9 protein-coding genes are annotated in these 14,927 nt (G+C 56.4%); 4 read left to right on the top strand and 5 right to left on the bottom strand.

From position 1 onward, the window contains the following. Positions 1 to 27: 27 nt before the first annotated feature. Positions 28 to 1,557: a rhamnulokinase gene (locus OHL19_RS20650; RefSeq protein WP_263359730.1), complete on the bottom strand. Its 1,530-nt coding sequence runs from the start codon at positions 1,555 to 1,557 to the stop codon at positions 28 to 30. Beyond that, positions 1,554 to 3,785: a bifunctional rhamnulose-1-phosphate aldolase/short-chain dehydrogenase gene (locus OHL19_RS20645; RefSeq protein WP_263359729.1), complete on the bottom strand. Its 2,232-nt coding sequence runs from the start codon at positions 3,783 to 3,785 to the stop codon at positions 1,554 to 1,556. Before OHL19_RS20645 ends, OHL19_RS20650 begins: the two co-directional genes overlap by 4 nt. A 269-nt stretch (positions 3,786 to 4,054) precedes the next feature. On the opposite strand from OHL19_RS20645, the gene OHL19_RS20640 reads away from it, so the two are divergent. The 3 genes from OHL19_RS20640 (at position 4,055) to OHL19_RS20630 (ending at position 9,599) form a co-directional block, all read left to right on the top strand. Next, complete coding sequence (locus OHL19_RS20640; protein WP_263359728.1) at positions 4,055 to 5,260, top strand: TIM barrel protein; 1,206 nt, start codon at positions 4,055 to 4,057, stop codon at positions 5,258 to 5,260. Between the two features lie 91 nt (positions 5,261 to 5,351). Next, entirely contained in the window at positions 5,352 to 8,723 is a 3,372-nt protein-coding gene (locus OHL19_RS20635) for an alpha-L-rhamnosidase (protein ID WP_263359727.1), read from the top strand. 39 nt (positions 8,724 to 8,762) lie between these two features. Further along, the gene (locus OHL19_RS20630; protein WP_263359726.1) at positions 8,763 to 9,599 is read left to right on the top strand and encodes an aldo/keto reductase family protein; all 837 of its coding nucleotides are present in this window, start codon (positions 8,763 to 8,765) and stop codon (positions 9,597 to 9,599) included. On the opposite strand, the gene OHL19_RS20625 is transcribed toward OHL19_RS20630, so the two are convergent. The 3 genes from OHL19_RS20625 to OHL19_RS20615 are packed head-to-tail and all read right to left on the bottom strand — an operon-like array spanning position 9,588 to position 13,845. After that, on the bottom strand, positions 9,588 to 10,700 hold the full coding sequence (locus OHL19_RS20625) for an aromatic ring-hydroxylating oxygenase subunit alpha (protein WP_263359725.1): 1,113 nt from the start codon (positions 10,698 to 10,700) through the stop codon (positions 9,588 to 9,590). The genes OHL19_RS20630 and OHL19_RS20625 overlap by 12 nt on opposite strands. Before the next feature lie 60 nt (positions 10,701 to 10,760). Further along, on the bottom strand, positions 10,761 to 12,191 hold the full coding sequence (locus tag OHL19_RS20620; RefSeq protein WP_263359724.1) for an APC family permease: 1,431 nt from the start codon (positions 12,189 to 12,191) through the stop codon (positions 10,761 to 10,763). Between the two features lie 40 nt (positions 12,192 to 12,231). Beyond that, a complete protein-coding gene (locus OHL19_RS20615; protein ID WP_263359723.1) occupies positions 12,232 to 13,845 on the bottom strand; it encodes a phytoene desaturase family protein in 1,614 nt (537 codons plus the stop codon). Positions 13,846 to 14,102: 257 nt separating this feature from the next. Here OHL19_RS20615 and OHL19_RS20610 point away from each other — a divergent pair, with 257 nt between their 5' ends. Further along, on the top strand, positions 14,103 to 14,912 hold the full coding sequence (locus tag OHL19_RS20610) for a penicillin-binding transpeptidase domain-containing protein (RefSeq protein ID WP_263359722.1): 810 nt from the start codon (positions 14,103 to 14,105) through the stop codon (positions 14,910 to 14,912). Positions 14,913 to 14,927: the final 15 nt, after the last annotated feature.

Below are 14,927 nucleotides of genomic sequence, written 5' to 3'. Positions count from 1 at the left end.
TCAGGCAGCGGCTAATTCAGGCAGCAGTTAAGTTGTGGGGTTGGATTTTTGGGCGAGGCGGTTTGCCCACTTGTGGATGAGTTGTGGCGAGGGCGGTTGGCCGGGAATATGGGTGGGATCCTTGGCTGCCAACTGGACGGCGAAGTTGCCGATGGTTGAGCCTTCGATTTCGCCGGTGATGACGGGCAAGCCGGTGCTGACAGATGTGAGTTGGCTGAGCAGGGCGTTGCGGCTGCCTCCACCGAGGATGGTGATCTGGTGGAAGGTGCGACCGGTCAGGTTCTGGAGATTGTTGAGGACAACGGCGTAGCGGGCGGCGAGGCTGGCGAAGATGAGTCGGGCAAAGATGGGCTCGTTGCCGGGGATATCGGGCACGGTAGCGGGGATGGCGGCGAGGCTGCTGGAAGTGAGTTCGTGGTTGATTCTGGCGGGCATTTCGCCTGCGAGCAGGAGTTCAGGCGCGTCTACGTTGAGAATGCCGGGGATTGAGTTTATTTGTGCGGCTTCGGCGATGAGGGTTGGTAGATCGAGAATGCGGCCTTCCTGGGCCCAGTGGTCGAGGCATTGCTTCAGTATCCACATGCCGTTGACGTTGGAGTGGAAGCAATAGCCTCCGGTTGCAGAGCCCTGATTGGTGAATCCGGCGTGTCGTGCTGCGGGGCTGGTGATGGGGGAATCAAGGATGGTGCCGACGAGGGACCAGGTGCCGGAGACGATGTAGGCGGTGTGTTCCATGCCGGTGTGAGAGCCGGAATTGATTGCTGCGATGGCTGAGGCTGTGTCGTGGCAGGCTGGGGCGATGAGTTCGGTGTCGGCGAAGGCGGGAAGTTTGGCGAGTGGGCCGGTGAGTTTGCCTACGGAGCTGCCGGAGCAGACGATGGGCGGTGCCGCTTCGATGGATAGACCAAGGCGCGCGAAGATTGGGCGGGACCAGTCTTTGGTTTGAATATCGACCAGACCGGTGTGGGTGGCGTTGGTGTATTCGGCGATGCGGCGGCCCCCGAGCCAATGCAGGATGTATTCGGGGAGCAGGAGCCAGGGTGTCTGGGCATCGATGCCGGCGTGGTTGCCAATCCGGTTATCGGCGAAGAGTTGGTAGGCGGTGTTAATGCGTAGCGGTTGCGCGCCGGTCTGGGCGAAGAGTTCTTCAGGGGAGATGCGTGTGTCGGCGGCAGCCTTGGCAGCGTTGGTGCGTTCGTCGCGATAGCAATAGGGGGTGTGGAGCGGGTTTCCATCGGGGCTGAGGCGGACGTAATCTACGGCCCAGCCGTCGACGGCTATGGAGCGGATGCCTTCGGGTGCGGATGCGGCGGCTTTGCGCAGGCCTTCTTCGACTCCGATGAGGATGCGATCGAGCGGCCAGTGCAGGGATGGACCGGCCTGCACTGGACCGTTGGCGATGCGGTGGAGGAGCTGGATTTCTGGCCGATCTTCGTGCCAGCGGAGCAGGGAGATGCGGCAGCTCTCGGCGCCTAAGTCTATGGCAACCAAGGCTCGTGCGACTGGGGCTCGCGGGTCGGGCGCGGGACGATCCTGAGGGTGAGACGTACCGCTCACCTCAGGAATGCCTCGGGTAGTCCACCGTCGACGGGGATGAGATGGCCGGAGGTACAACGGCTGCGATCTCCGGCGAGGAAGAGGATGGCTTCGGCGCAGTCGATGGGGTCGATGGGGGTATGGGTCAAGGTGCGTCGGGCGTAGAAATTGGCGAGGAGGGTGCGGAGTTCTTCGTCGGAAAGGGAGTCTTCAAAGGCTATGTTGTACTTCGTAAGTGAGGCGCGGACGCGGTCGCGGGGAAACATTGTTGAGCCTTTGACGACGGTTGCGGGGCTGATTCCGTTCACGCGAACTTTGGGTGCGAGGCCGACGGCGAGTTCGCGGACGAGATGGCTTAGGGCAGCTTTGCTGATGTCGTAAACTTCGCTGCCGCGTTTGGGAACTACGGCGTTGGCCGAACTGGTGAGGATGATGGAGACGTCGAGGTCTTGTTCCCTGAAGAGCTTTGCGGCTTCATCGGCAAGCAGATAGTTGGCGGTGACGTTGATGTCGAGCGTGGTGGCCCACATGGCGTCGGAAACAGTGCCGTCGGGCGATGAGGGGAAGAGCGCGGCGGTGTTGATGAGGATGTCGACTCCACCGAAGGTGTCGGTGGCGACTTTGAGTGCGGATTGGATGGTTTCGCGATTGCGAATGTCGACTGAGGTCCAGGCGCTGAATTCGGCAGGAGCGAATTGTTTCAGTTCGCCTGTAACGCGCTCGGCTCCTGCTGTGTCGCGATCGGCGACGATAACGTGAGCGCCGCGCTCGGAGGCAAGACGGGCTACTTCGCGGCCAATGCCGCTGCCTCCGCCGAGGACAAGGACGATCTTGCGGCTAAGTTCTTTTTCTGGCGGCTGGCGTCGGATTTTTGCTTCTTCGAGCGCCCAGTACTCGATGCGGAAGGCTTCGGAGGGTGGCAGGGCTACATAGTTTGTGCAGACGGAAAATTCGGCTGCTGCTGCTGCGACCCCTGATTGCGGGACAAAGTCGCCGGAGTTGATCGCAGGCAGGCCGTGGCCGAGGGCGCTGGCACCTTCCATGACGTGGATGGCGTTGGTGTAGAACTCGCCGGTGATGCGGGATTCCGTCTTGTTTTTGCCGAAGCTGAACATGCCTACGCCGGGGATGAGGACGACGGTGGGACTGGCATCGCGCAGGGCGGGGCTGTCGGGCAGGGCGTGGGCATGGTAGTAGCTGGCGTAATCTGCGCGATAGGTTTTAAGTGAGGCTTCGACTTGAGATTTGAGTTCGGCGATGGTTCCAGTTTCGGACCAGGGAACGAACATTGGCCGAATTTTGGTGCGAACGAAGTGGTCGGGGCAACTGGTGCCGAGGAATGCGAGGCGCTGGGCGTCGGCGGAGTTGACGAATCCGAGAACATCTTCGTCATCGGAAAAGGTGGCGATGGAGCGGCGATTTGCGCCGAGACGGCCGCGAAGGAAAGGCAGGAGGGCGGTGGCGATGGCTTTGCGATCTTCGCGAACGGGTTGGATTTGTCCGCCGAAGAGATTGGAGCCAAGCTTTTCGCCATGACGGCTGAGGAACTGGCCTAATTGATCGATGATGGTGATGGTGTTTCGGTAGGATTCGCGCTGGGTGTTGCCCCAGGTGAAGAGGCCGTGGCCGCCGAGGACGATGCCATCGCAGCCGGGGTTATCCGCAACTGCACGCTTGAGCATCATGGCTAGTTCGAAGCCGGGACGTTGCCAGGGAAGCCAGACGAGCTTGTGGTTGAACTCGGCGTTGAATTCAGCCATTTTGGTGTGGCCGTTGGCGGCGGCGGCGAGGGCGATGCCCCAGTCGGGATGGAGATGATCCACGTGCGGAAAGGGCAGGAAGCCGTGGAGTGGTGTGTCGATGGATGCCGCGACAGGATTGGCGCGGAAGGCAGCCATTGGATACATGCTGACGATGGCGTCTTCGTGAGTTACTCCGCGATAACTCTTTTCAAGGGACAGGACTTTATCCAGATACAAAGTGGCGAAGCCGGAGCGCTTGATGCTGCCGAGGTCGCCGCCGCTGCCTTTGACCCAGAGTATGGTGGAGGGCTCGCCGGTGAGGGGATCGGTTTCGATGATTTTGGAGCTGGTGTTGCCTCCGCCGAAGTTGGTAATGCGCAGATCGGAGCCAAGGAGGTTGGAGCGATAGCGGAGCAGCTCCGGCTCATCTAAAGTGCTGGCGAGCTGTTCATCCCATAAATCTTTGAGGTATTTGAGTGGCGGTGCGGAGGGAATAGGGGACTGCATCGTTTTGATCCTCAATCGTTTTGATTCACGAACTTTTAGGGCTGGAAATTTCAAACCCTACAACGATAGCATGCGTAAAACAATAGGGGAAGTGTTTCGTATGTAAAACTAAAGCGTTTCAAAGGCTGTTACAAATTAATTCAAATTAAGGCAGCAGCCGAAACTCTGGTTGACGCGATGCAATAGATAATCTATATCTTTACAGAATCTTTGAGACGTTCGTGTTTGGTTGGCTCTTGAACATAATTAACGATCGACAGGGGAAGAGTATGGGCTTTAGTTCGAAGGTCTCAGAGAGGGCAGTTCAAGCACTGGACGCGTTTGCAGTGGAGATACCGTCGTGGGGATTTGCGAATACGGGAACGCGCTTTGGAAAGTATGTACAGGCCGCGGCTGCGACGACGATCGAAGAGAAGTTCAGCGATGCGGCTGAGGTGAATCATTTGACGGGCGCTACGCCGACGATGGCTCTGCATGTGTTGTGGGATTTTCCGAACGGTGTGGCAGATGTCGATAGGGTTAGAGCGCTTGAGAGGCAGTTCGGGATTCGGGCTGGATCGATCAATCCCAATCTATTTCAAAGTCAGCAGTACAAGTTTGGCTCGCTGTGCAATCCTTCGGCGGTTATTCGTGACGAGGCCGTTGAGCATGTGCTGACGTCGATTCAGATAGGTGTGGAACTGGGCTCACGCGATATCTCGATGTGGGTTGCTGATGGGTCGAACTATCCGGGTACGCAAAGTATTCGGAAGCGGATTGTGTGGCTGGAAGAGGCGCTCCAAAAAGCTCACGCGGCGATGCAGCCGGGACAGCGGTTGCTGGTGGAGTACAAGCCATTTGAGCCAGCCTTTTATCACACGGATATTGCGGACTGGGGCATGGCGTTGCATCTGGCAAAGGCTGCCGGGCCGCAGGCGAAGGTGCTGGTGGATCTTGGGCATCACTATGCAGGACAGAACATCGAGCAGATTGTGGCGTGGCTGTTGCATACGGGGATGCTAGGTGGGTTTCACTTTAATGACCGGCGATATGCGGATGACGATCTGACGCTTGGATCGATTGATCCTTACCAGGTATTTCGCATCTTTCATGAAATACATTTGCATGAAGTACGTGCTGCGAAGGGCGATGGCATGGAGTTGGATGTAGCCTTCATGATCGATCAGAGTCATAACCTGAAGGACAAGATGGAAGCTATGGTGCAGACCGTTGTTGCCGCTCAGGAGTTGTGGCTGAAGGCTGCGTTGGTGGATCGCGAGCATCTGTCCAACTTGCAGGATGAATGCAGACTTGTTGAGGCGGAGGAGTTGTTTCGTGGAGCGTTCTGGACGGACGTGCGGCCGCTGGTGGCGGAGTGGCGTGCGGCGCGGGAGTTGCCTATCGATCCTCTGGCTGCATTGCGCGAATGCGGCTACGTTGAGCGGATCACGAAGGAGCGTGGAGGCAAGCAGTCTGTCGGCGGGAGCTACGCATAACTCCTCTGAAGGTGCGCTTCGGTTGATATTGGAAATAGGGTTACATACTATCCGCTGTACACGTTGATTGTTTGGAATTGAGGTAAGTGGAATGTCGTCGTCATCCCGTTGGATTGATTCTGTTGTGACCGCTGTTGCGTTGAGTGCCGTTTTATTGGGTGTTTCGTCGACTGCTTCGGCTGCTTCAAATGAGAAAGAATCTCCAACGAAACTGCGCGTGGATGATCTGGTCACGCCATTGGGACTGGACGATCACGCGCCGCATTTTTCGTGGGTGTTGCGAGATGTCACGCGTGGAGCAATGCAGACCTCGTATTCGATTCAAGTGGCGACGCGTGGAGAGTTGCTCGTTTCGAACAAGGCCGATGTTTGGGATAGTGGAAGAATTCATTCAGGACAGTCTGTGAACGTGACGTTTGCGGGCCCTGCTTTGATGCCGAGTACGCGGTACTTCTGGCGGGTGATGGCATGGGATAAGGATGGCGATGCGTATCCGGTGAGCGAGACGAGCTGGTGGGAAACGGGGTTGCTCGATCAGCAGAATTGGCATGCGCAATGGATCGGTTACGAAACATGGGAAGAGGCTGCGGTACGCGAAGCGAAGGCTGCGTGGGTGACGAGTCCGGATGGAGCTGCGCTGGATGGCAAGGCGCCTGAACAGAAGATTGGATACCGATTGCCGTTTACGCTGAATGCGTCTGTGCGCCGCGCGGTGTTGTTCGTGACGGGGCAGGATGTGGCATCCGCGTGGGTGAATGGAGCGCAGGTGGCAAAGGGTGCTTCGTTGCCGCCGTATAAGCAGTTTCCGTGGAAGAAGTATGTGCAGATTGAGGTGACATCGCAGGTGAAGAGCGGTGCGAATCTTCTCGCGATCGAGACTACGCATTATGGTGAGAATTCGAATGGATTTGCGGGTCGCGATACGCCGATGATGAACGCTACGCTGGTGGCGGAGCTTACAGATGGTTCGACGGCGAGCTTTGCGACTGGAATGGACTCGGCATGGAAGACATCGGTTCATCCGGCGGAGGGATGGACTCGCGGTGGCGATGAAGATGCATCGTGGAAGCCGCTGGTGATTCGATATACAGCGAACGGTGTTGATTCAGGATCTCCTGGAAATCCGTGGCCTGCGCAGACAGTGAAGAGTTTGCGGCATGAGTTTGTTGTGCGTAAGCAGATCGCTTCGGCGCGGTTGTATGCGACTGCATTGGGAGCGTATGAGGTTTTTTTGAATGGCAAGCGGACTGCGGATGATGTGCTTGCGCCGGGATGGACTGATTACAGATTGCGGTTGAAGTATCAGACTTATGATGTGACGAAAGAGGTGGCGCAGGGCCGGAATGCGCTTGCGGCGCTTGTGGCTCCGGGGTGGTATTCGACGCCATTGGAGTGGTTTCAACAGCCGAATGTTTATGGGGTGGATCCGCCTTCGCTGATGGTGCAGTTGCGCATTCAATACGCAGACGGAAGTGTGGATTGGATTGTGAGCGATGCGAATTGGAAGGCCGATGCTTCGTCAATTTTGAAGGCGGAGATTTATGACGGCGAGACGCAGGATGCGCGGCTGATTCAGACGGGATGGAATGCTGCGCATTTTGATGCGTCGAAGTGGAAGCCGGTAGAGGTGCATGCAGGACCACGGATTGCGATTGATGGACAGGACTTTCAGCCGATTCGCGTGGAGCGTACGCTGACGCCAAAAGCTCTGACAGAGCCGAGACCTGGCGTGTTTATTTACGACATGGGACAGAATTTTTCCGGTGTGGAGAAGTTGCATTTGAAGGGACCAGCAGGCACGGATGTTCAAGTGCGCACCGGTGAAATTTTGAATGCGGATGGAACGCTGTATACGGATAATTTAAGGACGGCGCTTTCTACAGATCACTTCATTCTTGCGGGCAAAGGCGAGGAAGAGTTTCAACCTCAGTTTACTTTTCATGGCTTCCGTTATCTGGAGTTGACGGGCGTGGTGAGGAAGCCAAGTCTAAGTACTGTGACGGGTGTTGTCTTTCATACGGATGCTGCATTCACTGCTCAATTGAAGACGGGCAGCGGGATGATCAATAGCTTGTGGAGCAATATTCTCTGGGGACAACGATCGAACTTTGTCGGTGTGCCGACGGATTGTCCGCAACGCGATGAGCGGTTGGGTTGGATGGCGGATGCCCAGGTCTTTTGGCGTACGGCGACTTACAACATGGACCTGGCGGCGTTCTCAAGGAAGTATTCTGCCGATATGCGTGGGACGCAGGTGGGAAGCGCCTCCGGAACGCAGGCGGAGGGTGCGATGTTTGGAATTTACGCACCGGGTATCAGCACAACTTCGTCTGATTCTGGTGCGGGCTGGAGTGATGCAGGCGTGATCATTCCGTGGACTTCGTGGATGCAGAACGGTGATACGACGGTGGTGCAGCAGAACTGGAACGCGATGACGAAATACCTCGCTGCTATTGAGGTTTCCAATCCCGATCACCTATGGAAGAAGAATGCGGGCATCGGATTTGGTGACTGGCTTTCGCCTGAGGGACCGACGTATTATCCGTTGGTGGCGACGGCTTCCTGGGCCTATGACATTACGCTCATGAAGCAGATGGCTCATGCGCTGGGGAAGACACAGGACGAAGCCAAGTATGCGGCGCTGTTTGAGGAGATCAAGGCTTCTTTCGAGAAGGAGTTTGTACACGCGGACGGGTTCGTTGAAGGTGCGGACCATCAAGAGCCGTCTCATGCGGAGAACAATCCAGATGCGAAGGCTAAAACCGGCGATACACAAACGGGCTATGTGCTTGCGTTGCAGGTGAATCTTGTTCCTGAGAATCTGCGCGGTGCCGTTGCACAAAAGCTTGTCGATAAGATTGAGGCCAATCATGGATTGCTGGGAACGGGATTCCTGGGAACGCCGTATCTATTGGCTGTTCTAACTGAGACTGGACATCGCGATCTGGCATATCACTTGTTATTGAATACGACTTATCCTTCGTGGGGATATCTTGTAGATCATGGCGCGACGACGATGTGGGAGCGTTGGAATGGCGACAAGATGAAGGATGATCCAAGCATGAATTCGTACAACCACTATGCGTATGGCGCGGTTGCGGATTGGATCTATCGTTACGCCGCGGGTGTGGATGCTACGCCGATGGATGCTGGATTTCATACTGTGTATCTGCATCCGGCTTTTGATGCGCAGCTGGGCAGCATCGATTTCAGCTATCCATCTCCGTACGGTGAGATACATTCTGCGTGGTCGGTGAAGGATGGGACTGCGCATTGGCAACTGACGATTCCTGCGAATGCTTCGGGTTGGTTGCCGTTGAGTGATGCAGAGGCTGGCGAGTACAAGTTGGACGGACAGGCGCTGGCTTCGAGCAAACTGGTGCAGGCTGTTTCGCGAGATTCAAAGGCGGGCTACGTATTACCTGCAGGAAACTACAGCTTCGTGGTGAGTGGCGTTCGATAGAGGTCAGGGCCTGGGCTTGCATGCATGGCAGAATAGGGTATGTCTTTGATTACGAACAAGCCTATTCCAACATTTCTCTACGGCACAGCATGGAAAGAAGAACGAACGGCGGGGCTCACGGAAGCTGCGATTCGCAACGGGTTTCGTGCCATTGATACGGCGAATCAGCGGAAGCATTATTTTGAAGCAGGTGTAGGTGAAGGAATTGCGGCGGCCTGTGCTGACGACCTGGTAACGCGCGACGATCTTTTTTTACAAACTAAATTTACTTATGTACGCGGGCAGGATCATCGGCTGCCCTACGATGCTGTAGCAAGTCCATCTGTGCAGGTTGCGCAGTCGATGGCGAGTTCGCTTGAGCACCTTGGCACTGATTACGTCGATAGTTATATGCTCCACGGGCCGGCCTCTGGTTACGCCTGGGCAGATGCAGATGCTGAGGTTTGGGCGGCTATGCAGCGGGAGCGGGATGCTGGGCGAGCACGATTACTCGGGGTCAGTAACATCTCGCTGGAACAACTGGAGCAGATGATTGCCACGCATAGGGATGCGCCGGCGTTTGTGCAGAATCGTTGCTATGCGCGACTTGGCTGGGACAGGGAAGTGCGGGCCCTGTGTAATGCGCACGGCATTGTTTACCAGGGCTTTTCGCTGTTAACTGTGAATGCGGATGTGCTGGGCGACCCTTATTTGCGGAAGACGGCTATGCGTCATCGTGCGACGACTGCGCAGGTGGTATTTAGCTTTGCGCGGAGTGTGGGTATGCTGCCGCTTACCGGCACGTCGGCTTCGACGCATATGTTGGAGGATCTTGCGAGTGAGCGGGTGTTGCTCTCGCAGGATGAGATACGGGCTATCGAATCTCTAGCTGGCTGATTCGTTTTTGAGGCTATGTGCCAGCAAGCGGTGGAAGAGATGTTCGCCTGCTTCACGGCGTACTGATAAGCGGCCAGCGATGTAGGCGCGCGAGGTGAGTCCTCTTTGCACGGACTCGCAGATGGCCAGGTCTTCGTCCTGTACTTTGTCGCTGGTGGCGATGCTGGCGGCATTGTGCTCTTCATGTTCCTCATCGATATGGGTGAAGAAGAAATCGAAGACGACGCGACACTTATCGGGGCCAAGTGGAAGAACGAGATTGGTGTCCGTTACGCCTTCATAGATGTTGATCATGAAGTTAGGGTATAGCCAGAAGTAATGGGCGCGGTTGCCCTTGCGCGTGGTAGCAATTGCTGCATCTTTATCGCTGGCAACCATTGGACTGGATTGCAGACAATAGTGTTCGCCGTTTTCGATGGTGTAGCGGGTGTAGTCGAGTACGCTGTTCAGACCCTTGTGCAGATGGGGTACGTGATAGCCACCGTCGAGATAGTTATCTACATAGACCTTCCAGTTGCAATTGAGAGTGTAGCTTCGCTGTGAGTGAAATTGGAGAGAGTTGAGATTGAGTGGTGTTACTCGTTCCATCATGTTGCCAAGGAAGTGGTGCAGGGAAGATGGGTTGGGGGTAAGGTTGATGAAAACGAAGTTTTCCCATGTATCGATTGCAAGAGGAACGAGGCCGTTGCTGGAGCGATCAAAGTTGCAGACGCCAGTGAACTCGGGCGTGCCTTTGAGTGTGCCGTCCAGGCCGTAGTTCCAACCGTGGTATGGGCAACGAAATGACTGCGCTTGTCCGCAGGGAGCCGTGGCGACAGCGGCGGCGTGATGGCGGCATACGTTGTAGAAGGCGCGGAGTACTCCGTCGGCGTCGCGCACGGCGAGAATGGGTTCGCCAGCGAGTTCGGTGGTGAAGTAATCACCGTGCTTTGCTACCTGATCAATGCGACCGATTGCCTGCCATGTGCCGCCGAAGACTTGCTGCTGTTCCAGCGCAGCGATGGCGGGATCGACATACCAGGGCGCGGGAATCGTATGCGCTTCTTCGAGCGGCGCTTTGTCGTTGTAGAGACCAAGGATGGCTGTGAGCGACTGGTTCATGGTCGATTCTCTCGGATGATTTGAGCTGTTGTCGTAGTTATGCGCGATGACGCATGTTCGTTACGCGTTCACGGTTAGTCTTGCTTGTCTGCGCTTGCCGAGTGTATAGACGATTACGCCAGCTGCGAGGAGGATGAATGTCATTCCGACTACTTTGATTATGGCGAGGGGCTTGTTTGGTTCGTCGTCTGAAGGCAGTACGGAAAGGCAGATGGTGATGGTCGTTGTGAGCAGGCCGAGGATGCCGAGTGCAATGGCTATGCGGCTCCCGCCGGGAACGCGGATGATGTCTTCTCCGGAGGGCTTGCTCTGTACACGAATCATGGAGGCGAAGAGGAATAAGTAAGGAATGAAGTAGGTGATGATGCTCATGCTGACGAGCACGTCGTACGCACCTTTGACGGAGGTTTGTGCCTGACCGAGGAAGGCGAAGAGCATGCCTGCGAGTCCATAAAAGAAGACGGCGATGTAGGGTGTGTTCCATTTGGGGTGGATGCGACCGAATGCGGCGGGAAGGTAGTTGTCGATACCAGCGACGAAGGGCAAGCGGGAGCAGGAGGCCAGGTATGCTCCGGCTGCGCCTATGCTGCTGAGTGTGACGAGGAGGGCGATGCAGACGACGATCCAATCGATGTTGAGGTTGTGGCACATCTGCACGATGGCGGTCATGAAGCCGCCTAGTCCGCTGATCTGTTCGCTGGGGAGTGCGACGAGCATGGCGAGGGTTCCGCCGATGTAGCCGAGTGTTATCAGCAGGCCTGCTGCGATAAGCGCCCGAGGGACGGTGCGGCGGGTGTTTTTGATTTCTTCTCCCATGAAGGAGCCGGATTCTACGCCGCCAAAGGCGAAGAAGATGGTGGACCAGAAGATCGCGTTCTTGATGCTGGTGTGCGGTATCAAGCTGGCCAGAGTGAAGTGAGTTGCGCTACCGAAGTGAAGGAAAGAGATGAAACCGAGAATGATCAGAACTGCTACGGGTAAGGCCATACCAATGGCTCCGATGTTGTTGAGCCATTTGCTGGGCTTGACGCCGCGCATGTTTAAGAGAGTGATGCCGCCGAGTGCAACGAGTGAGAATGTCATGTAATAGCCGCTCTGGCTGGCGAGTCTTGCGCCGCGAGGTCCGGCGGCAAAGAGAGCGCTTCCTGCTGCGAAATAGAGTATGGCGGAGAAGTAGGGAAGGTTGCTCATCCAGTACGTCCATGCGGCCATGAAGCCGGCGAAATTGCCATATTCTTCGCGCGCCCAGACGTAGAGGCCGCCCTCCTGCGGATAGCGGGAAGAGAGCTCCAATACGCTGGCTGCGAGTGGGAGAAAGAAGCCGATCCAGGCGAAGATCCAGACGGCGATTGAACTGGGGCCAGAGGCGGCCGCGGTTGCGATCCAACGAAGGCTTAGACCGCTGACTACATAGAAGAGGGTGAGATCGAGGAAGCCGATCTCGCGCTTCATTTCAGGTTTATTGGGAAGAGGATGGATTGTCTGTTGCAAATCTGCCGCCTTCGCTGACCTGGTATGGATGCATCTACGATTACACTTTGACTCCTGTATCTTTCAGGACGGCCATGGCTGCGTTGCGACCATTCATGCCGATGACGCTGCCGCCGGGATGTGTGCATGCTCCGCAGAGATAGAAGCCGGGCATTGGGGTGCGCGCTTGCAGGCGGTTGCTCCACATGAACTGCGGGAGAATTTCGCCCTGAAAGATGTGGCCGCCGGTGAGGCCTACCTTCTTTTCAATGTCTGGAGGGCCGAGTACCTGCGCATCTTCGACAGCCTTGGGGATGTTGCTGCAAAAGCGGCCAATCGACTTGAGAGCAAGCGTTCGTGCGGCTGCGCGGTGATCGTCCCAGGTACCTTCTGCAAAGGTGTGCGGAACGTATTGCGCGAAGACGCTCATGGTGTGTTGACCGGCAGGGACGACGCTGGAGTCATGCACGCTTTGGAAATAAAGTTCGCACCAGAGATGCTCGGGGAGTTGGCCTGCGCTGGCAGCGGCGAATCCGCGTTTCCATTCTTCTTTGGTTAGAGGGGCATTGATCTGGCCGTAGTGATGAGGTTGGTTTGTGCCGGGGCGCGATTTGAAGTTGGGCAACTCACGAAGCAATACGTTCAGCTTGACGGTGCAGCCTTTAATGGGGATGGATTCGACTTGTGACTTCCATGCGTGGTCGGCGTTTGCACCCAACAGACGAAGCGAAACGACTGGGTCTGCGTTCGAGATGACGATGGGAGCGGAGATTTTTTCTCCGCTTTCGAGAAGGACACCTTCGCCGGGAAGAATCTGTGCGACGGGCACGCCTGCGGCTATTGTGGCTCCTGCCTCACGTGCTGCGTCGCAGAGGTAGAAGGAGACCATGCCCATGCCTCCTTTGACATATCCCCACATGCCGGGCATGCCGCCGAGACGACCTGAGGAGTGATGAAAACGGACTGACGCTGTGCCCTTGTCAAAGGGGCTGGCATTGGTGCCGATGACTCCCTGGCCGAGGTAGGCAACCTGTAACTGTTCATCGCGCAGATAGTGCTCGACGAACTCGGCCATTGACCAATCAAAGAGAACTGCGAGTGCCTCTTTGTCATTGCCGAGACGCTGCTCGATCTCGTCACGCGTGGGGGCTTCGCCTATCCAGGTATCGCGCGCGCCAGGTGGCCGGAGTGCATCGCGGAGACGGCGGATAACATCGCCCATGGCGCGGAAGCCTTCAATATCTGCAGGTGCAAAGCGCTGGACCTCCGCATTACATTGCGAGTCGTCATCCCAGAGCTGAATGCTGCGTCCGTCGAGGAAGGGAACGAAGAGTCCGTTCGTTGCCGGAGTCCATGAGAATCCGCGAGAGGAAAGGTCGAGTTCGTCGATGATAAGAGGATGGAGCAGGCCGGCAAGATAGGCGCATGGGGACATCTTTACGCCGGGGAACGCTTCTTCTACTGTGCATGCGCCGCCGATGCGTTCGCGTGCCTCAAGTACCAGCACCCGCTGTCCGCCACGAGCTAGATAGGCTGCGCATGCGAGGCCATTGTGGCCTGCGCCTACGACGATTGCATCCCACGGCTGCGATGCCAGTTGTTGGATGGAGGCTGGCAGGCCGATGCGTCCAAGAGTTTGCGCGGCTGGAGTTTGTGAGAACTGGGCGTCTTTCAAGTGAGAGTGCGCTCCACTATGAGATCGAGGTACGTCGAGTTGTTGTCTAAAAGAATAGGTCAGGTGGCGAGCTAACGTTCAATATATGCGCTGGAATCGCTTGCGTATAGCAATTTTTGTTGCATGGACAGAGGACAGTTGACTAATAGATGACTGAGCCAACTTGTTTCTTGCGGATATGGCTGTGATCGACGTTCTGCTGTTGCCTGCTGGATAATGCAGATGTGCGAGGTAGCTTGATTAGCAGGAAAATAAAGGTGTTGCTGGGAGTTGTGCTGTTCTTTGCGAGCCTCATTCAGGCGCATGCGCAGGAGGTAGAACGCGCGCTTTTCCGTGCTCTGCAAGGAACGCAAGGCTCGGCAGTAGTGCTTGATCCGCGGACGGGAGCGGTGCTTGCTTCCGCGGGAAAACAACGCCGCGGATCGCCTGGCTCGGCGATCAAGCCGCTGCTGCTGGAGTATGCGCTGGAGCATGGTATTGTACGTCCGGAGATGGAGGTTTACTGCCGACGTGATCTGCATGTGGGGGGCAGGGCATTGCCATGCACGCATCCGGCGGACCATCCTGTATTCACTGCTGAGAGCGCACTGGCTGAGTCATGTAATACATGGTTTGCAGAGATGGCGCGCCGTTTTTCCGGACCAGCATTAGAAGAGGCATTCCATGAGTTTCATTTGCAGCATGCGTCTATGAATCTGGTGAATGTGGAGCAACGCCAACTGGCTGTTCTGGGGCTTGACGGAGTGTCTGTGTCTCCGTTGGAAATGGGGCGAGCGTATCGTGACCTATTAAGCAGAATGCCGCGGGATGGAGTTATCGCGCGTGGATTGAGGGATTCGGTGAGTTATGGCATGGCTGATCCGGCGGCTGTTAAAGGTGTAGATATTCTCGGCAAGACGGGGACTGCGAGTGATGCTGGAGAGGCCTGGACTCATGGATGGTTTGTCGGCGCGATACCTGGTCGATATGTGCTTGTAGTGTATGTGCCGCATGGCGATGGTGGAACTGCTGCACGGTTGGCGCAGAAATTCTTCCGAGATATTACGTCTGAAGGGCAAACGCGATGAGGGGCTGCTGTTGGG

Source organism: Acidicapsa ligni (assembly GCF_025685655.1).
Lineage (GTDB): Bacteria > Acidobacteriota > Terriglobia > Terriglobales > Acidobacteriaceae > Acidicapsa > Acidicapsa ligni.
This window is presented reverse-complemented; position numbering and strand designations above follow the sequence as displayed.